Genomic DNA, 24,804 nt, shown 5'->3' with positions numbered 1-24,804 from the left:
CGGCTCCACCCGCCTCCACGCGCCGCCGCAGCCCCCTGCCGCCCCTACACCTCCCCCGCTCCCTCCGTTAAACGTGCCGCAACGAAGGAGCCGCCCGCATGACCGACACCGTCCTCGCCAATGCCCGTCTGATCGACCCCGAGGCGGGGAGCGAGCGCGCCGGCGGCCTGCGGATCGTCGACGGGCGGATCGCGGCGCTGATCGAGGGGCCGGAGGTGCCCGAGGGCGCGCTCGACTGCCGGGGCGCGTGCCTCGCGCCGGGGATCGTCGATCTCGGCGTGAAGGTCTCCGAGCCCGGCGAGCGCCACAAGGAGAGCTTCGCCTCGGCCGGCCGCGCCGCCGCGGCCGGCGGCGTCACCACCATGGTCACCCGCCCCGACACGGCTCCGGCCATCGACACGCCCGAGACGCTGGAATTCGTCGCCCGCCGCGCCAGCGCCGACTCCGTCGTCCGGGTGCTGCCGATGGCGGCGCTGACGAAGGGCCGGGCCGGGCGCGAGATGACCGAGATCGGCTTTCTGCTCGACGCCGGCGCGGTCGCCTTCTCCGACTGCGACCGCGTCGTGGCCGACACCAAGGTCTACGGCCGCGCCCTCGCCTACGCCCGCTCCCTCAGCGCGCTCGTCGTGGCGCACGCCCAGGAGCCGCGCCTGTCGGACGGGGCCTGCGCCACGTCGGGCAAGTTCGCCTCGCTGCGCGGCCTGCCCGCGGTCTCGCCGATGGCCGAGCGGATGGGCCTCGACCGCGAGATCGGCCTCGCCGAGATGACCGGAGCGCGGCTCCACATCGACCAGGTCACCACCGCCCGCGCCCTGCCACCGCTCGAGCGGGCCAAGCGCAACGGCCTCGACATCACCGCCGGGGTGTCGATCCACCACCTGACGCTCAACGAGTTCGACGTCGCCGACTACCGCACCTTCTTCAAGGTCAAGCCGCCGCTCCGGGCCGAGGACGACCGGCTCGCGGTGGTCGAGGCGGTGGCCTCGGGGCTGATCGACATCGTCTGCTCGATGCACACGCCGCAGGACGAGGAATCCAAGCGCCTGCCCTTCGAGGAGGCGGCGAGTGGCGCCGTGGCGCTCGAGACGCTGCTGCCCGCCGCGATGCGGCTGGTCCATGCCGGCCACATCTCGCTGCCCAGGCTGTTCGCGGCCATGTCGCTCAATCCCTCGCGCCGGCTCGGCCTGGAGACGGGCCGGCTCGCCGAGGGCGCGCCGGCGGACCTCGTGCTGTTCGATCCCGACGCCCCGTTCCTGCTCGATCGGTTCGCGCTGAAGTCGAAATCGAAGAATACCCCCTTCGACGGCGCGCGAATGCAGGGCAAGGTGGTCGGCACATGGGTCGGGGGCCGGCGAGTCCACGGCTAGCCCCCGCGGGGACAACGAGAGGACGAGGATACCCGACATGACCACAGCCGCCGCCCTGCTCGCGCTCTGGACGCTGCTCGGCTACCTGCTCGGCTCGGTGCCGTTCGGGCTGCTCATCACCCGCCGCCTCGGGCTCGGCGACCTGCGCGCCATCGGCTCGGGCAACATCGGCGCGACCAACGTGCTGCGCACCGGCGACAAGCGCGCCGCGGCGGCGACGCTGCTGCTCGACGGCAGCAAGGCGGCGGTGGCGGTGCTGCTGGCGCGCGCGCTGAGCGGGCCCGACGCGGCGCAGGCGGCGGGGCTCGCGGCGTTCGTCGGACATTGCTTCCCGGTCTGGCTCAACTTCCGGGGCGGCAAGGGCGTGGCGACGTTCTTCGGCCTGCTGCTCGCGCTGGCCTGGCCCGTCGGCCTCGCCGCGGCCGCGACGTGGCTCGCCGCCGCCGCCCTGCTGCGCTATTCCTCCCTCGCCGCGCTGCTCGCCGCCGGGCTGGCGCCGCTCTGGGCGGCGCTGCTGGGGCACGGCGATCTGGTCCTGCTGACCATCGTCCTCGCGCTCCTCGTCTACGGGCGGCACTGGAGCAACATCGCCCGCCTGCGCGCGGGCACCGAGCCGAAGATCGGCCAGAAGCTCGAGGGCAAGGCATGAGACGCGCGCTTCCCCTCCTCCTCGCGCTCGCCGCGCCCCCCGCCGCCGCGCAGGACTTCGCGCCGCGGGTGCAGGCGATCCTGACCGAGGCCGCCAACGAGTGCGCCGCGCTCGACGCCGGGTCGCTCGAGGTGGCGCCGGAGGGCGTCACCCGCGTCGATCTCGACGGCGACGGCAAGGCCGATGACCAGGTGGTCGATTTCGAGCACATCTTCTGCCAGTGGAACATGAGCGCCTGGCACGGCACCGGCGGCGCGCCGATCCACTTCGTGATCGACGGGCAGACGTCGGAGCGGTGGTGGGGCTTCACCTGGGACGTGGTCGACTTCCACGGCACGCGGGTGATCCTGCTGTCGCGCCACGGCTCCACCTGCGACGATTACGGCGCCGCGCCCTGCGTGCAGGCGATGGTCGCCTTCGACGGCGACTTCCAGGTCGTCCGCTTCCCGATGTCGGAGGAAGAGGCCGCCGAGCGCTGACCGGCGGGCCCTCGGCCCCTCATACCACCCGCCGCACCATCGTCGTCGCGGAGCCGAACCCGAACAGCACCCGCAGCAGCGCGCCGCTGTGCCGCCGCCCCACCGCGACGAAGCCGCGCCGCTCGTAGAGCTGGCGGGCGCGCTCGTTGCCCTCGATCACGTCGAGCCGCACCTCCGGGCAGGAGCGCCGCGCCGCCTCGCGGGCCAGCGCCTCGATCAGCGCGGTGCCGACGCCGCGCCCGCGCGCGCCCTCGGTGACGAAGATGCCGTCGACCAGCAGCTGGTCCCCCGCCACCGGCCGCACCAGCAGCCCGAGGCAGGCCGCCCGCCACAGCGCCCCGCCGATCCCGTAGACCGCGCGCAGCTCCCGCACGCCGCCGCCCACCAGCGCGCCGCCCTCGGCATGGAAGCCCGCGACGCCGAGCAGCGTCTCGTCGGTGTCGTAGGCGCAGAGCGCGTGGGCCGGGCTCGCGACGCGGGCGATGAAGGCGAGCGCCAGCGGCTCCGGGCCGAGCACCCGGCCGAGCTTGCCGCCGAAGGCCTGCCAGTAGAGCCGCGCCAGTTCGCCCCGGTCCTGTGGCCGGAACCCGTGGCGCACGTTCACAGCCCGAAGCTCCCGTAGGGCAGGAAGCGCACCGGATCGCCCTCGGCGATCTCCGCCGCGCCGTCGGGCAGCTCCACCAGCCCCTCGGCCCAGCTCAGCGACGTGATCCGCCCCGAGCCTTCCGACGCGAACACCTCCGCCCGCCCGTCGCGCAGGCGCGCGCGCAGGTACTCCCGCCGCCCCGGTTTCTTGCGCTTGGCGAAGGCGGCCGGGAGGTCGAAGCCCTCCGGCGCGGCCCAGTCCGCCCCGGCGAGGCGCAGCAGCGCGGGGCGCGCGAAGATCAGGGTGCAGACGAAGGCGGCGACCGGATTGCCCGGCAGGCCGAACACCGGCACCCCGCCCCACATGCCGAGCGCCAGCGGCCGGCCCGGCTTCAGCGCCACGCGCCACGTCGCCATCGAGCCGGTCTCCGACAGCAGCCGGCTCATGTGGTCCTCGTCGCCCGCCGACGCGCCGCCCGACGTGAGGATCGCGTCCGCTTCGCCGGCGGCGCGGTCGAGGGCGGCGCGGACGGCGTCGGGGTCGTCGGGCACGATGCCGAGGTCGAGCGGCACCATCCCCCAGCGCGCCAGCGTGGCGAGCAGCATCGGGCGGTTGGCGTCCACGGTCTGCGCCGGGCTGTCGGCGTCGCCGCCCTCGGCAAGCTCGTCGCCCGTCGAGAGCACCGCGACGCGCAGCGGGCGGTGCACCGTCACCCGCCCCAGCCCGGCGGCGGACAGGGTGGCGAGGTCGGCCGGCGTGAGGCGGCGGCCGGCAGGCAGGACGGTGTCTGCGGGGGCGATGTCCTCGCCCGCGCGCCGGGTGTTGGCCCCGCGCCGGAGCGGGCCGTGGAAGGCGATGCGCTCGCCGTCGCTCGCGGTGTCCTCCTCGAGGATCACCGTGTCGACCCCCTCGGGCAGCAGCGCGCCCGTCAGGATCCGCAGCGCGCAGCCCTCCGGCACCCGCCCGCCAAAGGGCGCCCCGGCGGCGGCGCGCCCGGCGAGCAGCGGCAGCTCCTGCGGCCCCGCGCCCGTCGCGGCGTGGGCGAAGCCGTAGCCGTCGACGGCGGCATTGGCCCCGGGCGGATGGGCGCGACGGGCAACGGCATCGCGCGCCAGCACCCGGCCCTCGGCCTCGGCGACGGCGATGTCCCCGGTGCCGGTGACGGGACGGATGCGCGCGCGCAGCTCGGCGAGGGCGGTGTCGACGGGCGTCCAGTCGGTGCCGCGCGGCAGGGCGAAGCAGTCGTCGCTCAGCGGCGGCGGCGCGAGCGGGCCGGGGGCGGACTCGGCCAGCGCGGCGTCGAGCTCGTCGGTGTGGCCGATACCGAGGATCCAGCCCTCGACCGGATCGCCCTCGCCGAGCATCTCGCCCAGTCGGCGGGGCGGCAGCGCCCGGAAGGCCTCGGCGAGGGTGCGAACCTGGACCCGGTCGCGGATGTCGTCGGAGCCTGTTCGCGCCCGCACGACCTTGTCGAGCAGCGTGGGGAAGATCTCGGCAAGCACGATCGGCGCGTCCGCCGGCTCGAAAGGGCTCACCGCGATCTGTCCGGAAAAGCGGCGGCGCAGGGCCGCCAGGCGCGGCAGGCCGAGCAGGGCTTGGGAGCCGACCGATCCGGTCGTGTAGAGCTTCCAGCAAGGCTGGGTGCTCTTCAGCCTCTGCTCCACCTCGCGCCGCTCGGCGAAGAGGGTACAGGTGCGGGTGCTGCCGTGTGTCGGCAGGTCGGCCAGGTCCAAGTGCGCGGGCCGGCCCCAGAACGGGCCGATCCCGGTCAGGGTGCGATTGATCGCGGCAGCGACCTCGAACCGGTTGTTGCCGTTGTCCGGCCCGTCCTCGATCCGCTCCGCCAGCCAATCCCAGAGGGCAAGCGGGTCGTCCGTGCCGGTGAGGGTGCGGGCGAAGCCGGCGGGATAGGCGAAGGGGAAGTCGAACCCGATGAGCAGCCGCTCCCCCCGCCCGAGCGCGAGAGAAACACGCGCCTCGAGCGCCGCCATCGCCGCGTGACGGGTGCGGTGGTAGCTGTCGGTGACCGCCTGCCCGTCGGCCTCGCCGATCCAGATGGCGTCGGCCACGGGACGCGCCGGGGACGGCGCGGACCGGGCGGACCAGTCCACCATGAGCACGGCGTCGGCCTTCAAAGCTCCGCCTCCCGCAGCAGGAAATCGGCAATCGCCGCCGTGTCGTCGAGCTCGAAGCGCGGGCAGGCGACGGGCACCGGCACGTCGGAGGCGACGGCGCGCACCCACGGATCGTCGGGCGCCATCAGCGGATGCCCCGCCGCCTCGCGCCACGCCTCGACCTTCGGGATCCCGGCGCGCTTCCAGCCCTCGACGAGCACGAGGTCCACCGGATCGAGCCGCGCCAGCAGCGCCTCGAGCGGCGCGGGCTCGTCGGTCTCGCTCATCAGCGCCCAGCGCCGGTCGGAGGCGATCAGCACCTGCCGCGCGCCGGCGTCGCGGTGGCGGCGGCTGTCCTTGCCGGGGCGGTCGACGTCAAAGCTGTGGTGGGCGTGCTTGAGCGTCGAGACGGCGAGGCCGCGCCCGGAGATCTCGGCGACGAGCCGCTCCATCAGCCCCGTCTTGCCCGCGTTCTTGAAGCCCGCGATGCCGAACACCTTCAAAGCATCGCCTCCGCGGCGGCGAGGTCGTCGGGGGTGTTGACGTTGAAGAAGGCAGCGTCGTCGGGGAAGCGCGCGGTCGCCGCGCCGTGGCGGTCGGTCCACTGCACCACCTTGCGCACGCCCGCGCCCAGCGCCGCGCGCAGGTCGTCGCGCAGCGCGACGGGCCAGAGGCCGAAGGTCGGCTGACGCCCTCCCGGCGAGGCGGCGAGCGCGATCGGCGCGCCGGCGTCGTCGGCGGCGAGGAGCAACCGCGGGACGAGATCGCAGGGCAGGAACGGCGTGTCGGCGGCGGCGCTGACCACGTGGCTCGCGCCCCGGCCCGCCGCCCAGTCGAGCCCGGCGAGCACGCCGGCGAGGGGGCCGGGATGGCCGTCGATGCCGTCGGGAAGGACCGGCAGGGCGAGATCGGCGAACCGTGCCGGATCGCCGTTGGCGTTGAGCGCGAGGGCGTCGACCTGCGGCGAGAGCCGGGCGATGACGTGGCCGAGGATCGTGCCGCCCCCGAGCGGCAGCCGCCCCTTGTCGCCGCCGCCCATCCGCGTCGCCAGCCCCCCGGCGAGGATCACCCCGACCGGCGCCCTCATGCCCGCGCGCCCTTGCGCGGGTGCGGGTCGTCGTCGGCCACGGAGGCGAGGTCGCTGTCGCGCACCAGCCGTTCCTCGCCCGACAGGCACAGGAACCGCCGCCCCTTCAGCCGCCCCACCAGCGTCAGCCCCACCTGCCGCGCGATCTCGACGCCCCACGCGGTGAAGCCCGAGCGCGAGGCCAGCGCCGGGATGCCCATCAGCGCGCACTTGATGACCATCTCGGAGGTCAGCCGGCCCGTCGTGTAGAGCAGCTTGTCGGCCGCGCCCACGCCCTCGGAGAGCATCCAGCCCGCGACCTTGTCGACGGCGTTGTGACGGCCGACATCCTCCATGTAGACGAGCGGCCGCGCACCCCGGCACAGCACCGTGCCGTGGATCGCCCCGGCCTCGAGGTAGAGCGACGGCGTGCGGTTGATCCGCTGCGACAGCGCGTAGAGCTCGGAGGTGCGCACCTCGAGCGGCGGCAGGGTCAGGCCCTCGAGCCCCTCCATCATGTCGCCGAACACCGTGCCGACGGCGCAGCCGCTGGTGCGGGTCTTCTTCTGCAGCTTCGCCTCGAAATCGGTCTCGGCGGCGGTGCGCACCACCACCGTTTCGAGTTCCTCGTCGAACTCGACGCCGGTGATCGCGGTGCCGCTGGCGAGCATCCCCTGGTTCTTCAGGAAACCGAGCGCGAGGTACTCCGGATAGTCGCCGATCGTCATCGCGGTGACGATCTCGCGACCGTTGAGGAAGATCGTGAGCGGCCGCTCCTCGATCACCCGCGCCTCGACGGCGCGGCCGGTCTCGTCGTGCCCGGTGAGCGCGCGCGTCAGGCGCGGCCCGTCCGGATCGGGGGCGACGAGGTATCCCGAGAGATCGTCGATCCGGGCCAATTGCCAATCCTCCTGCGCCCCGCTACCCACGCGGGACGCTTAAGACTAGAACAGGCACATGGCCACCTCCACCAGCAATTCCGCCTTCTGGAAGGGCGCCCGGCACGGCATCCCGTTCGCCCTCGTGGTCGGACCCTTCGGGCTGCTGTTCGGCGTGGTGGCCACCGAGGCCGGGCTGCGGCTGGTCGAGACGATGTCGATGACCCTGCTCGTCGTCGCCGGGGCCTCGCAGCTGACGGCGCTGCAGCTGCTGGTGGAGGGCGCCGGCATCTGGATGGCGCTCGCCGGGGCGCTCGCGGTGAACCTGCGGATGGCGATGTACTCCGCCGCGCTCGCGCCCTATCTGGGCCGCGCGCCGCTCTGGCAGCGCACGCTGGTGAGCTACCTGCTGTTCGACCAGACCTACGCGATGGCGGTGGCGCAGTACGAGACCGAGCCGGGAATGACGGTCCCGGCGCGCGTGGCCTACTTTTTCGGGGTGGCGATGCTGGTGATGCCGATCTGGGTCGGCGGGACGATCATCGGCGCGGCGGTGGGCGCGACGATCCCCGACGAGTGGGCGCTCGACTTCGCGCTGCCGATCACCTTCCTCGCCGTGGTCGCGCCGATGCTGCGCACCCTCGCGCATGTGGCGGCGGCGGTGACGTCGGTGATCGTGGCGCTGCTGCTCCACGACCTGCCGCCGGGCGTCGGGCTGCTCTTGGCGGCGGCCTGCGCGATGGTGGCGGGGGCGCTGGTGGAGACGCTGTGCGAGCGGCGGCGGGTGGCGGCATGATCGAGGGGATCTGGCTGCTCATCCTGCTGCTCGGGATCGGGACGTTCCTGATCCGCTTCTCGTTCCTGGGCCTGATCGGCGACCGGACGCTGCCGCCGCTGGTGCTGCGGCTGCTGCGCTACACGCCCGTCGCGGTGATCCCGGGCATGATCGCGCCGCTGATCCTGTGGCCCGCCGCCACCGGCGGCGCGCCCGATCCGGCCCGCCTGTCGGCGGCGCTGGCGACGCTGGTGGCGGGGCTGCTGACGAAGAACCTGCTGATCGCGATCCTCGCCGGGGTGGCCGTGTTCTACGGGATGGGCCTGCTCGGCTGAGGCGGGGCCGCCTCAGCCACCGGTGGCCGCGGCGGCCTGCAGCTGCTCGGTATAGGCCTGCTCGGCGAGGCTCTTGTCGTCGCTGTCGTTCTCGCGCCGCACCGACTCGACCACGCCGGGGATGCGGCCGAACTGGTCGGAGAGCTTGTCGGGGAACAGCACCGTGCGGATACCGCCGAGCTCGGGCAGGGTGCCGAGGATCTCGGAGGTGGCGATGGTGCACTTGGCCTTCGGCACCGCGCCGTAGGCCATCACGCCGCGCAGCGCCGCCTCGGCGGTGGCCGGGCTGACCTGCAGGTCCTGGCGCAGCAGGTAGTAGGTCATCCGGGCGTGGTAGGTCTGGTAATATTCCTCGACGCGCGGGGTGATGCCGAAATGGACGTCGTTGCGCTCGGGGATGGTCTCGTGGCCGAAGGTGCCGGCCGGATCGAAGATGACCCGCTGGCTGGCGTTGATCATAAGCCCGGTATGCGCGCCGTTGTCGGAGCCGGTGTTCTTCATCGTGAACAGCGTCAGCATCGGCGGGCCGGGATGGACGTAGGTATTGGCCGCGACGAACGCGTCGGGCGCCCAGACGGGCTCGGCCGCGCCGCAGCCGGTCAGCGCCAGCGCGGGCGCCGCGAGAAGGAACGTCCGGCGATGCATGTGGCTCAGCCGTTCACCAGCGCGAGCAGCACGAGGCTGACGATGATGAGGATCGTGCCGCGGGTGACGAACTTGATGAAGGCGTCGAACGTCTGCTCCTGGACCGTGATGTCCATCTCGCCATGCTTGTGCTTGTGCTGGTCGGCCATGCCGTATCGTCCTCGTTTGCTTGCCTTGCCGGTGCGATTACTTGATCCCGCCGCCCGTGTCACGATCACGAGGGCGTCAGCTTGCCGCAGGTGGCGGATCGGCCTCGTCGTCCTCCTCCACCTCCTCCAGGTCGCGCGCCAGCCGGAAGCCGATGCGGTTGGGCTTGGGCTGGTCGATGTGCTTGGGCAGGGCCCGCAGCAGCACGTTGAGCTGCGAGACGTGCTGGATCATCTGCGTCTTCGCGCCGCCCGGGTCGCGGCCGTAGAAGGTGACGATGTCGGGGTCGAAGTAACCCATGCCCTCGATCCGGATCACGCCGGCGTCGCCGCCGGTGAAGCCCATCGCCACCTCGTGGTCGGCGTCGAGCTGCTTCTCGAAGTTCTGGATGTAGAGAATCAGCCGCTCGTAGGCCCAGCGCGCCGGGCTGCGCTTGGGCGCTTTGCGGCCGAGCCCCTCGGGCACCTTGATCTGCCCGGTCTCCGGGTCGGCGTGGACTTCGTGGACGCGGGGCAGGGCGTCGGCCTCCTCGGCCTCGGCGGCGGTGGCGATGGTGCTGTCAGTCATGGGCCGGAGCGGAGCATGCGGGGCGTGCGCTGGCAAGGGCTCAACGGGCGGCGAAGACCCACGCGTCGCCGCGCCGCTCGCGCGTCGCCCGGCCCGCGTACCAGAGCCGGTGGCAGTGGGCGAGCGCCTCGCCCAGCGCCAGCCCGTACTCGCCCGCCCCGATCCTGCGGCGGAACAGCGGCGGGAAGCACTCGGCCGCCGTGCGCGGCTCGGCAAGGTGGGCGTGGAGCCGCGCGAGGGCGCGCTCGTGGTGCGCCTCGAACTGCGCGAGCCGGTCGGGCAGGCCCCGGAAGGGCAGCCGGTGGCCCGGCAGCACGAGCTGGTCGGCGCGCGCGTGCGGCGCGAGCCGGCGGCAGGCGGCGATCCACTCGGCGAGCGGATCGGCCAGCGGCTCGGTCGGGTAGACGCCGATGTTGGGCGTGATGCTGCCGAGCAGCTGGTCGCCGCCGAGCACGAGGTCGTCGTCGCGGCTCCAGAAGGTCGCATGCTCGGGGGCGTGGCCGTCGCCCATCCGCACGTCCCAGTCGCGCCCGCCGAGGCGCACCCTCTCGCCCTCCACGAGCCGACGGTAGCCGAGCCGCAGCGGCGCGACGCTGTCGGCGAAGTTGAACGGCCGCTGCGCCAGCCGCTCGGCCAGCACCGCCGCGTCCATCCCCGCGCCGCGATAGTGGGCGACGGTCTCGTCGGGCCAGCTCTCCTGCTCGTCGAGCACCAGCATCCGCGCGGTGACGTAGGCGGTGCGCGTGGTCCAGAGCTCCGCCCCGCGCCGCTGGAACCAGCCGGCCATGCCGATGTGGTCGGGATGATGGTGCGTCACGACCACCCGCCACACCGGCCTGCCCGCCAGCGGCCCCGCCAGCAGCGCCTCCCAGTGGCCGACGGTGCGGGCGTCGTGCAGGCCCGGGTCGAGCAAGGTCCAGCCGTCGCCGTCGTCGAGCGCGTAGGCGTTGACGTGATCGAGCGCCATCGGCAGCGCGAGCCGCACCCAGAGCACGCCCTCCGCCACCTCCCGCGCCGTCCCGTCCTCGGGCGGCTCGGGCCAGGGCGTGACGATCCGGGTCGTCTCGCGGCTCACGCCCGCAGCTCCTCCGGCGCGAGATCGAGCACCGCGTCCGCGTCGCCGATCCCGGCGAGCAGGGCGGCGTGTTCGGGCAGCAGCCGCGCGACGTAGAACCGCGCCAGCTTCACTCGCGCCGGCACCCCGCTTCGGGCCGCGCGCAGGTGGTAATGCCCGCCCAGCACCCGCGCCACGGCCCGCAGGTAGGGCACGGCGCCGGCAAAGCGCGCCTCGGGCGGCGCGGCGACCAGCGCCTCGGTCGCGCCCCGCAACGCCTCGGCCGCCTGCGCCACCGGCGCGGCGAGCTCGGACAGCTCGGCCCCGCGCGCCGCCTCGGCCACCTCGTCGATCAGCGCCAGCATCGCCGCGCCGCCGTCGGCGAGTTTGCGGCCCACCAGGTCCATCGCCTGGATGCCGTTGGTGCCCTCGTAGATCGACGTCACCCGCACGTCGCGCAGGTACTGCGCCGCGCCGGTCTCCTCGATGAAGCCCATGCCGCCGTGGACCTGCACCCCCGTCGAGGCGACGTCGAAGCCGGTGTCGGTCCCGAACGCCTTGGCCACCGGCGTCAGCAGCGCCGCCCGCGCCGACCATTCGGGCGCGCCCGTCGCGGTCTCCATGTCGATGGCGCGGGCGCAGTCGAGCGCGATGGCGCGCGCGGCGAAGGTCTCGGCCTTCATCTGGGCCAGCATCCGCCGCACGTCGGCATGCTCGATGATCGTCCCCTCGCCGCCCGCGCGCCCCTGCCGCCGCTCCGAGGCGTGGCCCAGCGCCAGCTGCAGCGCCGCCTCGGCGACGCCGATGCCCTGCAGCCCGACGCCGAGCCGGGCGTTGTTCATCATCGTGAACATCGCCGCCAGCCCGCCATGCGGCGGCCCGACGAGCCAGCTCGTCGCACCCTCGTAGGCCATCACCGCCGTCGGCGAGCCGTGCAGCCCCAGCTTGTGCTCGAGGCTCACCACCCGCAGCGCATTGGCCGCGCCCGGGCGGCCGTCGGCGTCGGGCAGGCGCTTGGGGACGAGGAACAGGCTGATCCCCTTCGAGCCCGGCGCGGCGTCGGGCAGCCGCGCGAGGACGAGGTGGCAGACGTTCTCGGTGAAGTCGTTGTCGGCCCAGGTGATGTAGATCTTCTCGCCGGTGATCCGGTAGGTGCCGTCGTCCGCCGGCTCGGCGCGGGTGCGCAGCGCGCCGACGTCCGAGCCGGCCTGCGGCTCGGTGAGGTTCATCGTCCCGCACCACTCGCCCGAGACGAGCCTGGGCAGGTAGAGCGCCTGCAGCTCGGGCGCGGCGTGGTGCGACAGCGCCTCGATCGCGCCCTGGCTCATCAGCGGGCCGAGCTGCAGCGACAGGCACGCGCCGGCCATCATGTCGTTGACCCCGCTCGCCAGCGTCAGCGGCAGGCCCATGCCGCCGTGCTCCGGGTCGGCGGCGATGCCGATCCAGCCGCCCTCGGCGACGGCGCGGTAGCCGTCGCCATAGCCCGTCGGCGTGCGCACGACGCCGTTCTCCAGCCGCGCCCGCTCGATGTCCCCCACCCGCTGCAGCGGCGCGAGCACCTCGTCGCAGAGCCGCCCGGCCTCGCCGAGGATCGCGGCCACCGTGTCGGGCGTCGCCTCGGCGAACCGGTCGGTCGCGGCGATGCCGGCGAAGTCGATGACGTGCTCGAGCAGGAACTGGATCTCGGACACCGGCGCGCGGTAGGGCATCGGGTGGACTCCATGAAAACAATCGCGTCCACGCTAGACAGCCCCCCGGAGCCGTCAAACCGGAACGCCACGTCATCGCCCCCGGCTTGGCAGCGGCCGGGCGGCGGCGTATGCCGGCCCCGCCAGCCAGACGGGAGCCCTGCCGATGACCCTGCGCCTTGCCCTTGACGATGCCGGTCTCGCCGAGGCCGCGCGGCTGCTGCGCACCGAGGGCGGCATCGTCGCCTTCCCGACCGAGACGGTCTACGGCCTCGGCGCCCGCGCCTGCGACGACCGGGCCGTGGCGCGCGTATTCGAGGCGAAGGGGCGGCCGGCCTTCAACCCGCTGATCGTCCATTGCCCCGACCTCGCCACGGTCGAGACCCTCTGCACCCTGCCCCCCGGCGCCGGCCGGCTCGCCGCCACCTTCTGGCCGGGGCCGCTGACGCTGGTGCTGCCGCTGCGCCCCGACGCGCCGGTGTCGCCGCTGGTCACCGACGGGCGCGACACCCTCGCGGTGCGCCTGCCCGACCACCCCGCCGCCCGCGCCCTGCTGGCGCGGACCGGGCCGCTCGCCGGCCCGTCCGCCAATCCCTCGGGCCGGATCAGCCCCACCAGTGCCGACCACGTCCTCGCCGGGCTCGACGGACGCATCGACGCGGTGCTCGACGCCGGCCCCTGCCCCGTCGGGCTCGAATCCACCATCGTCGCCCTGCTGCCCGAACCGACGCTGCTGCGTGCCGGCGGACTGCCGACCGAGGCGCTGGAGGCCTGCCTCGGCGCGCCGCTCGCCGCGCATGGCGGCGGCGAGATCACCGCGCCGGGCCAGCTCGCCTCGCACTACGCCCCGCGCGGCACCCTGCGGCTCGACGCCGACGCGCCCGCGCCGGGAGAGACCTACCTCGGCTTCGGCCCCGCCAGCCCCGGTGCGCTCAACCTGTCCCCGTCCGGCGATCTCGTGGAGGCCGCCGCCCGCCTGTTCGCGGCGCTGCACGCGCTCGACGCCGCCGGCGCCCGGCGCATCGCCGTCGCGCCGATCCCCGCCCACGGCCTCGGCCGCGCGATCAACGACCGCCTCCGCCGCGCCGCCGCCCCGCGTGACGAGCCTTCATCTGGCTGAAAATATGCAAACTCCGCCGCCGATCGCCCGCGCCGCGCGGTTGGATCAGGCGCCGACGTTGTAGCGCTCGATATAGGCGCGCAGCTCGTCCGCCTCGTGCCGGGCCTCGCGCAGGCCCTCCATGGCGGCGCGCAGCTCGGCCTCGGTCTGGTGCAGCTGGTTGGTGATGTCGGACTCGCGCTGCTGGAGATAGGCGATCGCCTGATCGCGGGTCTCCTCCGCCTCGTGCAGCGCCTGCGCCATGCGGTCGAGCTCGCCGATGTCGGCGCGGGTGACACGGGTGAAGCGGTTCACCAGCCACGACGCGAACCAGCCGAGGCAGAAGGCGACGAAAAGAATGACCGCGGTGGCCAGAATGAATTCAGTTCTGTTCATCGTCCCCGTCTTCGCCTGCGGCCGCGGCCCCGTCGGTCTCCGCCACCTCTTCCGCCACCGGTTCGATCAGGCGAAACTCGATCCGCCGGTTCGCCTCGCGGCCCTCGGCGGTGTCATTATCCGCAATCGGCTCCGCTTCGCCATAGCCCACGGCGCGAAAAGCGCCGACGGGCACGCGGCGCAGCCGCAGCGCCGCCAGCACGGCCTCGGCGCGCTGCTGGCTGAGGCGCTGGTTCATCTCCTCGCGGCCCTGGCTGTCGGTGTAGCCCGCGACCTCGATCTCGAGGTCCGTGCACTGGCGCAGGACCTCGGCGATGTCGTCGACGACCCGCTGGCTGTCGCCGTCGATATCGGCCGAGCCGGGATCGAAGGTGATCTTGCGGGTGTCGCTGATCGCCTTGATCTTGGCGAGGCACTCCTCGGGCGTGGGCAGCGCGGCGAGCGGGTCGAAGGCTTCCTCGTAGGTCACGTCAATCTCGAAGTCGGCGCTCTCACCGAACTTGCCGATCAGCAGCCGCGAGATCTCGCCCGACGCGTCGCGCAGGCCGCTGACGCCGCGCACGTCGACCCGGTCGGGGGTGACGGTGACGGCGCCGTGCTCGAGCTTGGACAACGCCTCGAGCCCGGCCAGCACCCGCACCGACCAGCCCTGCGGCAGGTCTTCGGCGAGGCGGGTGCCCATGGTGATGTCGCTGTCGGCGAACTTGGCGCGGGCGAAGTTCTCGGCGGTGGTGTTGACGAGGTCGTCGCCCACCTGCCCGCGCAGCTGCACGCCGCCCTCGGGGCTGCGGGTGGCGGTAAACTCGACGGGGCCGTCGTCGCCCTCCTCGGGCGGCTGGGGCAGCACCGCCTCGAGGGCGAACAGGTCGGGCAGGCTGTTCTCGAGCTCGCCGACCACCCGGTCGAACGCCTCCTGCTCGGTGCCGAGGGCGGCGACGAGGCTGACGTCGGCGTCCGAGACGGTGACGGTGCCGCCGCCAAGCGCGTCGATCGCCGCAATGGCGTCGGCCACCGCCTCGCCCCAGGTCAGCGCCGGCACGCCGAGACCGAGCGGGCAATCGAGCGGGCGGCCGTAGCCTGCCGCCTGCGCCGCCTCGGCGATCAGCGCCGCCGCCGCCTCGGTATCGGCGGCGCAGGCGGAGAAGCGCGGGCCCTCGCCGTCGAGGATGAACCGGGTGACGAAGGGCGTGATGACCGGCCGCGGCGCGCTCACCTCGACGGCCAGCGCGACGTCCTCCGGCACCCGCTGCGCCAGGTCGGCCTCGAGCCGCTCCTTCGCCTCGGGGCTCTCGGCCATGGCGATGACGTCGACCGCGCCGGGCGAGACGGAGACCTTGGCGCGCGGCAGCGTCCGCAGCGCCGAGAGCGCGAAGGTCATCGCCGGCTCCCAGTCGGCGGGCGTCGCGTGATCGGCCGTCTCGAGCAGGTCGGTGACCGGCAGCCCGTCGGCGATCTCGGCGACGCGCGCCTGGATCCGCGCGCGGTCGGCGCTCGCCGGGATCAGCCCGATCAGCGACACGCCCGCGTCGTTGCGCAGGATCTCCACCCCGAAGGCCGGCGGCTCGATGCCCGAGCTGTCAGCGACGGACATGTTGTCGATCACCCGGCTCGCGTCGACCTGGGTGCCGGCGATGGTCATGGTGCGGAATCGCACCGCCTCCGAGGGCGCCTCCCCCTCGAGGATCACCTGCAGCCCGTCGCCGATCACCGAGACCCAGTCCTGCCCTTCCGCCGCCATCGCCTCGCGCACCGCCACGACGGAGCGGTCCTCCACGACGCCGACCGCGGCGCGCGCGCCGAAGACGGAGAGGAGTGCGGCGAGCACGAAGGCCAGGAGCGGGACCAGGAAAGAACGCATCGGGAGGGGGAATCCGTGGTTATGTCACGACCCGGCATGTCTATGGTGCGCGCCGGGCCCGCGCAATCAGGCTAATCCGGCGGCGGCGAAAAACAGCAGCGGGATCAGGCCGGCGTCGCGGTTGGAGCGAAACAGCCGCAAAAGCAACGCGTTGTCGTCCGGGTCGAACCGGGTGAGCTGCCAGGCGAGGTGCCAGCCCATCGCCCAGGCACCGCCCGAGGCGAGTACCAGGCTCAGCACCGAGCGCTCGAGCGCCGCCAGCAGCGCGGCGAATCCCACCAGCAGCACGGTGCCCATCAGGAACCCGCGCAGCCAGCGCGGCGAGCTGTCGCCGAACAGCCGCGCCGTCGATTTCACGCCGATCAGCGCGTCGTCCTCGGCGTCCTGGTGGGCGTAGATCGTGTCGTAGAACAGCGTCCAGAAGATGCCGCCGAGGTAGAGCACGAACGCCGGCCACGCGAGGCTTCCGGTGGTCGCCGTCCAGGCCAGCAGCGCGCCCCAGTTGAAGGCGAGGCCGAGGAAGATCTGCGGCCACCAGGTGAAGCGCTTGGCGAAGGGATAGATCGCGACCGGCAGCAGCGACAGCAGGCCGAGCAGGATCGCGTTGGTGTTGAAGGTCAGCAGGATCGCCAAAGCCACCAGCGCCTGCACCGCCATCCAGCCCAGCGCCTGCTTCACGCTGACCGCGCCCGACGGGATCGGCCGCAGCGCCGTGCGCGAGACGGAGCCGTCGATGTCGCGGTCGGTGATGTCGTTCCAGGTGCAGCCCGCGCCGCGCATCAGCACCGCGCCGATGCCGCAGCCGATCCCGATCCAGAGGTCGTGCAGTGTGAACGCCCCCTTGGACAGCGAGCCCAGCGCGAGGCCCCACCAGCAGGGCAGCAGAAGCAGCCAGGTGCCGATCGGGCGGTCGATGCGGCTCAGCCTCAGGTAGGGGCGCGGGCGGGCCGGGGCGCGGTGGTCGACCCAGTTGCCGCGCACCGCGTCGGCCACCTGTCCAGTGGGCTCTGGCGTCGCGTGGTGGTCGGTCATAAGGTCCGCTCCATGTCTCGGATCAGGCTCTATGTAGACCACCCGCTCGGCGCGGGGCAAACCGTTCCCCTCATCCGCGAGCAGGCGCATTACCTGTTCGGGGTGATGCGCCTCGGCGAGGGCGCGGAGGTGCTGCTGTTCAACGGGCGCGACGGCGAGTGGTCGGCGCGCGTCGCCGAGGCGGGCAAGCGCGGCGGCACGCTCGCCTGCGCGGCGCAGACGCGGCCGCTGGCCCCGCCACCCGACCTTTGGCTGCTGTTCGCGCCGGTCAAGAAGGCGCGCACCGACTTCATCGTCGAGAAGGCCGTCGAGATGGGCGCGGCGCGGCTCTGCCCGGTGCAGACAGAGTTCACCAACTCCGAGCGCATCCGCCGCGACCGCCTGCAGGCCCACGCCGTCGAGGCCGCCGAGCAATGCGGCGCCACCACCGTGCCCGAGGTGGCCGACCTCGCCCGGCTCGACCGGCTGCTCGACGGCTGGGACCCGAGCCGCCGGATCATGCTCTGCGACGAGACCCGCGCCGGAGACGACGCCGCCCTGCCCGCCGAGCCGGGGCCGTGGGCGATCCTGATCGGCCCCGAGGGCGGCTTCTCCGACGCAGAGCGGGCGCGGCTCGCCGCCCTGCCCTTCACCCGCCCCGTCGCGCTCGGCCCGCGCATCCTGCGCGCCGACACCGCCGCCGTCGCCGCGCTGACGCTTTGGCAGACACAGCTCGGAGACTGGTGATGCGGCGTGCGCGGCCCGGCGAACGGGTGAAGATCGAGGCGTTCCTGCGCCGCCACCTCGTGCGGGCGATGTTCCCGCTCGCCAACCTCGTGCGCCACGGCATGGCCGGCGCCCACCCGCGCGCGATGCGCTTCTGGCTGAGCGAGACGGACGGCGAGGTCAGCGACGTGCTGGGCATGACCGAGGAGAGCGCGGTGCTGCCGATCCTGCCCTCGCACCGCTACGCCGAGGCCGCCGCGACGCTGGCGGGCGCCGAGGTGATGGCGGTGATCGGGCCGACCGAGCAGGCGGCGGGGATGCGCGCCGCGCTCGGGCTGGACAATGCGCCGACGATGCTGGCCTCGGACGAGCCGCACTTCGACCTCGCGCTCGAGCGGCTGGTGGTGCCCGAGGGGCCGGGCCGGCTGCGCCCCCTTGCCGAAGCGCCGCGCGATACCTTCATCGAGTGGATGACCGACTACAACCGCACGACGCTCGGGATGGACCGGGAAGATGCGCGCGACGAAGCCGAGCAGCGCCACGTCGCCTACACCGAGAGCGGCAGCCACGTGATGCTGATGGACGGCGACGTGCCGCTCGCGATGACCGGCTTCAACGCCACGCTGCCCGACATCGTGCAGGTCGGCGGCGTCTACACGCCCCCCGCCTCGCGCGGCCGCCACCACGCCCGGCGCGCCGTGGCGCTGCACCTCGCCCAGGCGCGGGACAGGGGCGCCTCCCGCGCGACCCTGTTCGCCGCCAACGCGCCGGCGGTACGTGCCTATACCGCGCTCGGCTTCGAGCAGATCGGGCACTACACGCTGTGCCTGTTCAAGGGCCACCAGCCGGTGCGGCCCGTTGGCTGACTTCCTGCGCCCCGAGGCCGTCGCCGCCCTGGCGCGCTGGCGCGAGGTGATGATCGCCGCCGCGCTGTTCGCGGCGGGGCTGTGGCTGGGACTGACGAGCTTCGGCATCCTCGGCTGGATCGGCTGGCTGCTCGCCGCCGGAGGGGTCGCGCTCGGCTACGCGGCGCTGCAACGGCTGCGCTTCGCGCGCGGCGGCGGCGGCGTCGGCATCGTCACCATCGACGAGCGCCGGGTGGTCTATTACGGCCCGCTCACCGGCGGCGTCGCCGACCTCGACGCACTGCTGCGGCTCGAACTCGACCCGCAGGCGCACCCGGCGCACTGGATCCTCACAAGCGAGGACGGCGAGCAGCTCGCGATCCCCGTCGACGCCGAGGGCGCGGACGGGCTGTTCGACCTGTTCGCCGCGCTGCCGGGCCTGTCGCCGGGCACCCTCGTGTCGCGCGTCGAGACGCCGCCGACGGGGCGCACGATCCTGTGGCAGCGCAGCGCGACGGCGCCGGCCATTGCCAAGCAGGCGCGCACACCTACCGTGGATTGACACCCATCGCGCTTCGCGACACCTGTATCTTCCCTGACGACGAGCGGAGCCGATCATGTCCATACCCCAGTCCGGCGGCGGCCCGATCGAGCACCGCGACCAGCTCGCCGCCTACCTCGAAGAGGGCTGCAAGCCCAAGGAAGACTGGCGCATCGGCACCGAGCACGAGAAGTTCGGCTATTGCCGCGACACGCTCAAGCCGCTGCCCTACGAGGGCGACCGCTCGATCCGCGCCATGCTCGAGGGCCTGCGCGACCGCTACGGGTGGACGCCCGTCCTCGAGGGCGACAACATCATCGGGCTGGAGAAGGACGGCGCCAATGTCAGCCTCGAACCGGGCGGGCAGCTGGAGCTGTCGGGCGCGCCGCTCGAGACGATCCACCAGACCTGCGACGAGGTGAACGCCCACCTGCGCGAGGTGCGCGACGTCGCCGACGCGATCGGCGTCGGCTTCATCGGCCTCGGCGCCGCGCCGATCTGGACCCACGAGGACATGCCCCGCATGCCCAAGGGCCGCTACAAGCTGATGACCGACTACATGGGCCGCGTCGGCACCCACGGCACGCAGATGATGTACCGCACCTGTACCGTGCAGGTGAACCTCGACTTCGGCTCCGAGGCCGACATGGTCCGGAAGCTCCGCGTGGCGCTGGCGCTGCAGCCCGTTGCCACCGCGCTGTTCGCCAACTCGCCGTTCTTCGAGGGGAAGCCCAACGGGCACAAGAGCTGGCGCTCGCGCGTCTGGCGCGGGCTCGACGACGCCCGCACCGGCATGCTGCCCTTCGTCTTCGAGGAGGGCATGGGCTTCGAGCGCTGGGTCGACTACGCGCTCGATGTGCCAATGTACTTCGTCTATCGCGACGGCAAGTACATCGACGCGCTCGGCCAGTCCTTCCGCGACTTCCTCAGGGGCGAGCTGCCCGCCCTGCCCGGCGAGGTGCCGACCCTGTCGGACTGGGCCGACCACCTGACGACGATCTTCCCCGAGGCGCGCGTGAAGAAGTTCATCGAGATGCGCGGCGCCGACGGCGGCCCGTGGCGGCGGCTCTGCGCCCTGCCCGCGCTCTGGGTCGGGCTGATGTACGAGCAGGGCGCGCTGGATGCGGCGTGGGACCTGGTGAAGGACTGGGACGCCGAGACCCGGGAGGCGTGGCGCGTGGAGGCGTCGGTCGGCGGGCTCGCGGCCGAGGTGAACGGCAGGACGATGCGCGACCTCGCCGGCGAGGTCGTCGCCATCGCGCGCGGCGGGCTCAAGTCGCGCGCCCGCCCCGGCCTCGGCGGCATGGTCGCCGACGAACGTCACTTCCTGCACGCGCTCGAGGACAGCCTCGAGACCGGGCAGACGCCGGCGGACGAGCTGCTCGAGATGTACCACGGGCCCTGGAACGGCGATCTGAGCCGGATCTACGCCGACTACAGCTACTGAGACGGCCCGCCCGGCCGCGGCGTCGGGCCGTGCATATTTTTGGCCAGATGAAGGGGCGCGGGGCTGTTAGTCGAACGTCCCCGTCACGCGGCCGAGCAGCATGAAGGCGCGGGCGGTGCGGGTGTCGGACATGGCGACGATCTGCTCGTCGGTGGCGCGCGGCTCGAAGGCGACGAGCATCTGGTCGAAGCGGCGCAGGAAGTGGTGCGCGGCGTCGCGGAAGATCGCGTCCTCGCGCATCCGCGCGGCCGTCAGCGCGAGGCTCGAGCGGTCGCGGATGCCGCCCAGCGCCGCCACGGCCCGGCCCCGCTCGCCCCCCGCGAAGCGCCGCCACACCTCGGGGCGGGCGAGGTCGGGGGCGAGGTCGTCCATGTAGATGCCGTCCTGGCTCAGCAGCGTCAGCACGTCCTGGCTCGCCTGGATCACCTGCCGCGCGACGCGGTCCTGCAGCGCGCGGCGCAGGGCGGCGAAGCCTTCGTCGTCGGACTCGCTGTCGGGGAAGTTCAGCGCGCGGATCAGGTCGGTGGCGGCCAGCGGCGGCGCGTCGTCCTCGGCCTGCGCGCCGAGCGCGAGGCTGGGCTGTTCGTCGGGCGCGGCCTGCGACCTGGCGGCGGCGGGCTTGGCGGCGGGCCGCGCGGCGGGCGGATTGCGCGGCGGCGCGGGCGCGGGCCGGGTGGCGGAGAGCCGGGCGAGGGCCGATTCGGTCCGCCTGGCGGCGGCGGCGAGCTCGTCGAGGCGGCGCGCGAGGGCGGGATCGGGCGCGGCGGGGCCGTCGCCCCGGCCCCCGGCCTGCAGGGCGGCGACGGCGGCGGCGAGCCGCGCCGTCTCCTCGCGCACCAGCCGCTGGGTGCGGGCGGAGCTCACCGCGCCCCAGAGCACCGCGACCGGCAGCAGCACCGCCAACATCCCCAGCACCAGCCGCAGCGGGTCGGCCCCGGCCTCGGGATCACCGGGCATCAGCAGCAACAGCAGCACCGTGCCCACCACCCACAGCGCGCTGAGCGCCATCGCCGCGCTTTCGGCGCGCGGGCGGCCGGGCGGGTGCCGGTCGATCTGGTCGGTCTCGGCCATGCCGCCCTCCCGGGCCGTCAGACGTAGGACACTTTCACGACCTCGTAGGCCTTGTCGCCGCCCGGCGTCTTCACCTCGACGCTGTCGCCCTCTTCCTTGCCGATCAGGGCGCGGGCCAGCGGCGACTTCATGTTGAGCTTTCCACGCTCGATGTCGGCCTCGTACTCGCCGACGATCTGGTAGCTCTTCTCCTCGTCGGTATCCTCGTCGACCAGCTCGACCGTCGCGCCGAACTTGATCGCGCCCGACATCCGCGTCGGGTCGATCACCTCGGCGAGCGAGATCACCCCCTCGAGCTCCTTGATGCGGCCCTCGATGAAGCTCTGCTTCTCCTTCGCGGAGTGATACTCGGCGTTCTCGCTGAGGTCGCCGTGCTCGCGCGCCTCCGAGATCGCGCGGATGATCGCGGGGCGCTCGACCGACTTCAGGTGCTTCAGCTCGGCGTCGAGCTTGTCGAAGCCCGCACGGGTGAGCGGTATCTTGTCCATGTTTTTGCCTTCTTCCCGGCCTGAAATGCGCTTGCCTGCGAGGTAGCGACGATCTGCACTTTGATCAATGAGGGCAGTCCGGTGTCAAGCGTCCCGTCTCCGATTTCGGCCGAGCCCGCCGGCGCCGCTCCGCTGCGGCGGCTGATGTGGTTCACCGTCGGCTACCTCGCCTTCGCCGTGCTGCTGGCGAGCCTGGTGCGGGGCCAGCCCGGCCTGCTGTTCGGGCAGATGCGGATGATGCTCGGCTTCCTGTCCTACGTGCTCGGCAGTTGGGCCACCGTGCTGGCGCTCGCGCTGGCGGTGGCGCTGTGGGTGTTCGGCGCGCACCGGGTCGCGGCGCGGGCGCGGGTCGTGGCCGGGGCGACGCTGGCGGTGGTCCTGATGCTGACGGCGTTCTCGCTGGTGAAGACGACGATGCCGGCGCTGCTGCCGTTCTGGGCCGATCCGGCGCTCGCGGCCGTCGACCGGGCGCTGCACGGGGGCCACGACCCCTACGCGCTCCTGCACGACTGGGCGGCGCGGGTCGGGCTGCCGGGGCCCCGAATGCACGGCTTCTACCTCGCGGTCTGGGCGCTGCCGGCGATGGGCCTGCCGATCCTGCTCGCCGCCTTCGACCGCGACGCGGCGCGGATCCGGCGCTTCCTGCTGCTCTACCTCTTCGCGTGGCCCGTGCTCGGCAACGTCGTCGCGCTGGCCGGGCTCTCCGTCGGGCCGGTCTTCTACGACCGCCTGCTCGACACCGAGCGCTTCGCCGGGCTGACGGCGGCCCTCGCCGCGAGCGGGCTCGCCGACAGCGGCCTCGGGTCCATCCAGTCCCTGCTCTGGCGCGATCACCTCGCCGGCAACACCTCGCCCGGCAGCGGTATCAGCGCCTTCCCGAGCGTGCACGTCGCCACGGCGACGGTCACGGCGCTGTACCTGGCCGAACGGCATCGGGCCCTCGTGGTGCCGGGCGTGCTGTTCCTGCTCGCGATCCTCTTCTTCTCGATCTACTCGGGCTACCACTATGCCGTCGACGGCTATGTCAGCATCGTGCTCGTCACCGCCGCCTGGGCGCTGCTGCGCCGGCCCCTGTCGCTGCCGGCGGCGATGCGACGCCGAGTGGCGATTGCTCCTGTTGGCGGGCTCCGTTAACTCTTTGCTCCGACATGCCGGGCGTCTGCCCGGCTGGCTGACAGGAGCACCGAGCGATGGCCGAGATCGAACGTGAATCCATGGAGTACGACGTCGTCGTGGTGGGCGCCGGACCGGCGGGGCTGTCAGCGGCGATCCGGCTGAAGCAGATCGACCCGGACCTGTCGGTGGTCGTGCTCGAGAAGGGCTCCGAGGTCGGGGCGCACATCCTGTCGGGCGCGGTCATCGATCCTTCGGGCCTGTCGCAGCTGATCCCCGACTGGAAGGAGAAGGGCGCGCCGCTCACCGTGCCGGTCGAGCGCGACGAGTTCTACGTTCTCGGCGAGGGCGGCGGGATGCGGATCCCCAACGCGATCATGCCGCCGCTGATGAGCAACCACGGCAACTACATCGGCTCGCTCGGCAACCTGTGCCGCTGGATGGCGGAGCAGGCCGAGGCGCTCGGTGTCGAGGTGTTCCCCGGCATGGCCTGCTCCGAGCTGGTGATGGCCGAGGGCGGCGGCGTGAAGGGCGTCGTCGCGGGCGAGTTCGGCCTCCAGTCCGACGGCACGCCCGGGCCGGGCTACGAGCCGGGGATGGAGCTGCACGGCAAGTACGTCTTCCTCGCCGAGGGCGCGCGCGGCAGCCTCTCGAAGCAGGCGATCCAGACCTTCGCGCTGGCCAAGGATAGCGAGCCGCAGAAGTACGGGCTCGGGATGAAGGAGATCTGGGAGATCGACCCGGCCAAGCATCGCCAGGGCACCGTCACCCACACCAGCGGCTGGCCGCTCGGCAAGAACGCGGGCGGCGGCTCGTTCATCTACCACCTCGACAACAACCAGGTGCTGGTCGGCTTCGTGGTGCACCTGAACTACGCCAACCCGTACCTGTTCCCCTACATGGAGTTCCAGCGCTTCAAGCACCACCCGATGGTCGCCGAGCTGCTCGAGGGCGGCAAGCGGGTCGCCTACGGGGCACGCGCGATCACCGAGGGTGGCTGGCAGTCGATCCCACAGACGGCGTTCCCGGGCGGGGTGCTGCTCGGCTGCTCGGCGGGGCTGGTCAACGTGCCGCGCATCAAGGGCAGCCACAACGCGGTCCATTCCGGCATCCACGCCGCCGAGGCCGCCGCCGCCGCCATCAAGGCGGGCCGCGCGGGCGACACGCTGGCCGAGTACGACGCGGCGCTGAAGGCGGGGCCGGTGGCGAAGGACCTCAAGCCGGTGCGCAACGTCAAGCCGCTCTGGTCGCGCTACGGGTTCACCGCGTCGCTGGGGCTGGGCGGGTTCGACATGTGGACGAACAACCTGTTCGGCCTGTCGCTGCTCGGCACGCTCGGGCACGGCAAGACCGACGCCGAGGCGACCGAGCCGGCGGCGAACCACAAGCCGATCGAGTACCCCAAGCCCGACGGCGTGCTGTCCTTCGATCGCCTGACCAACGTCAGCTTCTCGATGACCAACCACGAGGAGAGCCAGCCCTGCCACCTCAAGCTGCGCGACCCCTCGCTGCCGGTCGAGAAGAACCTGCCGATCTATGCCGGGCCGTCGGCGCGCTATTGCCCGGCGGGGGTCTACGAATTCGTCGAGGAGGCGGGCAAGACGCAATTCCGGATCAATTTCCAGAACTGCGTGCACTGCAAGACCTGCGACATCAAGGACCCGCTGCAGAACATCGTCTGGACCACTCCGCAGGGCGGTGACGGGCCCAACTACCCCAACATGTAGCGTCGGATCGCCCGCATCGGCGGGATTACGCGCCCGCCGGCGAAAGCCCGCATTGTGATCCGCGCGCGGATTGCCGCAATTGCGGACGATGGTCTAGGCTTCCCGTCACAGGACAAGAAACGGGACAGTGAC

At 72.9% G+C, this 24,804-nt stretch carries 27 protein-coding genes; 12 read left to right on the top strand and 15 right to left on the bottom strand.

The window, feature by feature from the left end; translation table 11 throughout:
• Nucleotides 1-98: 98 nt before the first annotated feature.
• From pyrC to OG2516_RS15920, 3 genes are read left to right on the top strand one after another with little or no spacing between them, the layout of a single operon-like run.
• A complete protein-coding gene (gene pyrC, locus OG2516_RS15930; protein ID WP_007256906.1) occupies nt 99-1,367 on the top strand; it encodes a dihydroorotase in 1,269 nt (422 codons plus the stop codon).
• Between the two features lie 37 nt (nt 1,368-1,404).
• Entirely contained in the window at nt 1,405-2,016 is a 612-nt protein-coding gene (gene plsY, locus OG2516_RS15925; RefSeq protein ID WP_007256905.1) for a glycerol-3-phosphate 1-O-acyltransferase PlsY, read from the top strand.
• Nucleotides 2,013-2,495, top strand: coding sequence for a hypothetical protein (locus OG2516_RS15920; RefSeq protein ID WP_007256904.1), 483 nt, complete (start codon nt 2,013-2,015; stop codon nt 2,493-2,495). The genes plsY and OG2516_RS15920 overlap by 4 nt, the downstream gene beginning before the upstream one ends.
• 19 nt (nt 2,496-2,514) lie before the next feature.
• Here the strand turns inward: OG2516_RS15920 and OG2516_RS15915 are convergent, their stop codons facing one another.
• The 5 genes from OG2516_RS15915 to OG2516_RS15895 are packed head-to-tail and all read right to left on the bottom strand — an operon-like array spanning nt 2,515 to nt 7,160.
• Nucleotides 2,515-3,099: a GNAT family N-acetyltransferase gene (locus OG2516_RS15915; protein WP_007256903.1), complete on the bottom strand. Its 585-nt coding sequence runs from the start codon at nt 3,097-3,099 to the stop codon at nt 2,515-2,517.
• Nucleotides 3,096-5,195: a molybdopterin-binding protein gene (locus OG2516_RS15910; protein ID WP_040616200.1), complete on the bottom strand. Its 2,100-nt coding sequence runs from the start codon at nt 5,193-5,195 to the stop codon at nt 3,096-3,098. Before OG2516_RS15910 ends, OG2516_RS15915 begins: the two co-directional genes overlap by 4 nt.
• A gap of 17 nt (nt 5,196-5,212) precedes the next feature.
• The gene (gene mobB / locus OG2516_RS15905; RefSeq protein WP_007256901.1) at nt 5,213-5,698 is read right to left on the bottom strand and encodes a molybdopterin-guanine dinucleotide biosynthesis protein B; all 486 of its coding nucleotides are present in this window, start codon (nt 5,696-5,698) and stop codon (nt 5,213-5,215) included.
• Nucleotides 5,695-6,282: a molybdenum cofactor guanylyltransferase MobA gene (mobA, locus tag OG2516_RS15900; protein WP_007256900.1), complete on the bottom strand. Its 588-nt coding sequence runs from the start codon at nt 6,280-6,282 to the stop codon at nt 5,695-5,697. Before mobA ends, mobB begins: the two co-directional genes overlap by 4 nt.
• A complete protein-coding gene (locus tag OG2516_RS15895; RefSeq protein WP_007256899.1) occupies nt 6,279-7,160 on the bottom strand; it encodes a formate dehydrogenase accessory sulfurtransferase FdhD in 882 nt (293 codons plus the stop codon). Before OG2516_RS15895 ends, mobA begins: the two co-directional genes overlap by 4 nt.
• A gap of 58 nt (nt 7,161-7,218) precedes the next feature.
• Between OG2516_RS15895 and OG2516_RS15890 the strand changes: the two genes are divergently transcribed.
• Together OG2516_RS15890 and OG2516_RS15885 are read left to right on the top strand one after the other, a co-directional pair.
• Nucleotides 7,219-7,935 (top strand): AzlC family ABC transporter permease, encoded by a 717-nt coding sequence (locus OG2516_RS15890; protein ID WP_007256898.1) that lies wholly within the window; start codon nt 7,219-7,221, stop codon nt 7,933-7,935.
• Entirely contained in the window at nt 7,932-8,249 is a 318-nt protein-coding gene (locus OG2516_RS15885) for an AzlD domain-containing protein (protein WP_007256897.1), read from the top strand. The genes OG2516_RS15890 and OG2516_RS15885 overlap by 4 nt, the downstream gene beginning before the upstream one ends.
• A 12-nt stretch (nt 8,250-8,261) precedes the next feature.
• Here the strand turns inward: OG2516_RS15885 and OG2516_RS15880 are convergent, their stop codons facing one another.
• The 5 genes from OG2516_RS15880 to OG2516_RS15860 form a co-directional block, all read right to left on the bottom strand.
• Nucleotides 8,262-8,894, bottom strand: coding sequence for a hypothetical protein (locus OG2516_RS15880; RefSeq protein ID WP_007256896.1), 633 nt, complete (start codon nt 8,892-8,894; stop codon nt 8,262-8,264).
• A gap of 5 nt (nt 8,895-8,899) precedes the next feature.
• On the bottom strand, nt 8,900-9,043 hold the full coding sequence (locus OG2516_RS15875; protein ID WP_007256895.1) for an aa3-type cytochrome c oxidase subunit IV: 144 nt from the start codon (nt 9,041-9,043) through the stop codon (nt 8,900-8,902).
• 76 nt (nt 9,044-9,119) lie between these two features.
• Nucleotides 9,120-9,608 (bottom strand): DUF6173 family protein, encoded by a 489-nt coding sequence (locus OG2516_RS15870; RefSeq protein WP_007256894.1) that lies wholly within the window; start codon nt 9,606-9,608, stop codon nt 9,120-9,122.
• A 40-nt stretch (nt 9,609-9,648) separates the two neighbouring features.
• Entirely contained in the window at nt 9,649-10,683 is a 1,035-nt protein-coding gene (locus OG2516_RS15865) for an MBL fold metallo-hydrolase (protein WP_007256893.1), read from the bottom strand.
• On the bottom strand, nt 10,680-12,371 hold the full coding sequence (locus tag OG2516_RS15860; RefSeq protein WP_007256892.1) for an acyl-CoA dehydrogenase: 1,692 nt from the start codon (nt 12,369-12,371) through the stop codon (nt 10,680-10,682). Before OG2516_RS15860 ends, OG2516_RS15865 begins: the two co-directional genes overlap by 4 nt.
• Before the next feature lie 145 nt (nt 12,372-12,516).
• Here OG2516_RS15860 and OG2516_RS15855 point away from each other — a divergent pair, with 145 nt between their 5' ends.
• Nucleotides 12,517-13,470: an L-threonylcarbamoyladenylate synthase gene (locus OG2516_RS15855; protein ID WP_007256891.1), complete on the top strand. Its 954-nt coding sequence runs from the start codon at nt 12,517-12,519 to the stop codon at nt 13,468-13,470.
• A 45-nt stretch (nt 13,471-13,515) separates the two neighbouring features.
• On the opposite strand, the gene OG2516_RS15850 is transcribed toward OG2516_RS15855, so the two are convergent.
• From OG2516_RS15850 to ubiA, 3 genes are all read right to left on the bottom strand, one after another.
• Nucleotides 13,516-13,845: a prefoldin domain-containing protein gene (locus OG2516_RS15850; RefSeq protein ID WP_007256890.1), complete on the bottom strand. Its 330-nt coding sequence runs from the start codon at nt 13,843-13,845 to the stop codon at nt 13,516-13,518.
• Nucleotides 13,832-15,703 carry an OmpA family protein gene (locus tag OG2516_RS15845; protein ID WP_007256889.1) on the bottom strand — a complete coding sequence of 624 codons (1,872 nt, stop codon included), beginning with the start codon at nt 15,701-15,703 and terminating at the stop codon, nt 13,832-13,834. Before OG2516_RS15845 ends, OG2516_RS15850 begins: the two co-directional genes overlap by 14 nt.
• A 66-nt stretch (nt 15,704-15,769) precedes the next feature.
• Nucleotides 15,770-16,735 (bottom strand): 4-hydroxybenzoate octaprenyltransferase, encoded by a 966-nt coding sequence (gene ubiA / locus OG2516_RS15840; RefSeq protein ID WP_007256888.1) that lies wholly within the window; start codon nt 16,733-16,735, stop codon nt 15,770-15,772.
• Between the two features lie 12 nt (nt 16,736-16,747).
• Between ubiA and OG2516_RS15835 the strand changes: the two genes are divergently transcribed.
• Genes OG2516_RS15835 through OG2516_RS15820 form a run of 4 tightly spaced genes read left to right on the top strand, consistent with a single transcriptional unit; the run spans nt 16,748 to nt 20,273 of the window.
• A complete protein-coding gene (locus OG2516_RS15835; protein ID WP_007256887.1) occupies nt 16,748-17,461 on the top strand; it encodes a 16S rRNA (uracil(1498)-N(3))-methyltransferase in 714 nt (237 codons plus the stop codon).
• Nucleotides 17,461-18,306: a GNAT family N-acetyltransferase gene (locus OG2516_RS15830; RefSeq protein ID WP_007256886.1), complete on the top strand. Its 846-nt coding sequence runs from the start codon at nt 17,461-17,463 to the stop codon at nt 18,304-18,306. Before OG2516_RS15835 ends, OG2516_RS15830 begins: the two co-directional genes overlap by 1 nt.
• Nucleotides 18,299-18,847: a hypothetical protein gene (locus OG2516_RS15825; RefSeq protein WP_007256885.1), complete on the top strand. Its 549-nt coding sequence runs from the start codon at nt 18,299-18,301 to the stop codon at nt 18,845-18,847. The genes OG2516_RS15830 and OG2516_RS15825 overlap by 8 nt, the downstream gene beginning before the upstream one ends.
• 55 nt (nt 18,848-18,902) lie before the next feature.
• Complete coding sequence (locus OG2516_RS15820) at nt 18,903-20,273, top strand: glutamate--cysteine ligase (RefSeq protein ID WP_007256884.1); 1,371 nt, start codon at nt 18,903-18,905, stop codon at nt 20,271-20,273.
• Nucleotides 20,274-20,339: 66 nt separating this feature from the next.
• On the opposite strand, the gene OG2516_RS15815 is transcribed toward OG2516_RS15820, so the two are convergent.
• A complete protein-coding gene (locus OG2516_RS15815) occupies nt 20,340-21,344 on the bottom strand; it encodes a hypothetical protein (protein WP_007256883.1) in 1,005 nt (334 codons plus the stop codon).
• Between the two features lie 17 nt (nt 21,345-21,361).
• Entirely contained in the window at nt 21,362-21,832 is a 471-nt protein-coding gene (gene greA / locus OG2516_RS15810) for a transcription elongation factor GreA (RefSeq protein ID WP_007256882.1), read from the bottom strand.
• 81 nt (nt 21,833-21,913) lie between these two features.
• On the opposite strand from greA, the gene OG2516_RS15800 reads away from it, so the two are divergent.
• Nucleotides 21,914-22,966 (top strand): phosphatase PAP2 family protein, encoded by a 1,053-nt coding sequence (locus tag OG2516_RS15800; protein WP_007256881.1) that lies wholly within the window; start codon nt 21,914-21,916, stop codon nt 22,964-22,966.
• A gap of 56 nt (nt 22,967-23,022) precedes the next feature.
• Nucleotides 23,023-24,672 (top strand): electron transfer flavoprotein-ubiquinone oxidoreductase, encoded by a 1,650-nt coding sequence (locus tag OG2516_RS15795; protein ID WP_007256880.1) that lies wholly within the window; start codon nt 23,023-23,025, stop codon nt 24,670-24,672.
• Nucleotides 24,673-24,804 lie beyond the last annotated feature (132 nt).

The sequence above is a fragment of the Oceanicola granulosus HTCC2516 genome, assembly GCF_000153305.1.
Lineage (GTDB): Bacteria > Pseudomonadota > Alphaproteobacteria > Rhodobacterales > Rhodobacteraceae > Oceanicola > Oceanicola granulosus.
Note: the sequence above shows the minus strand (reverse complement) of the source record. Positions and strands in the feature narration are given on the sequence as shown.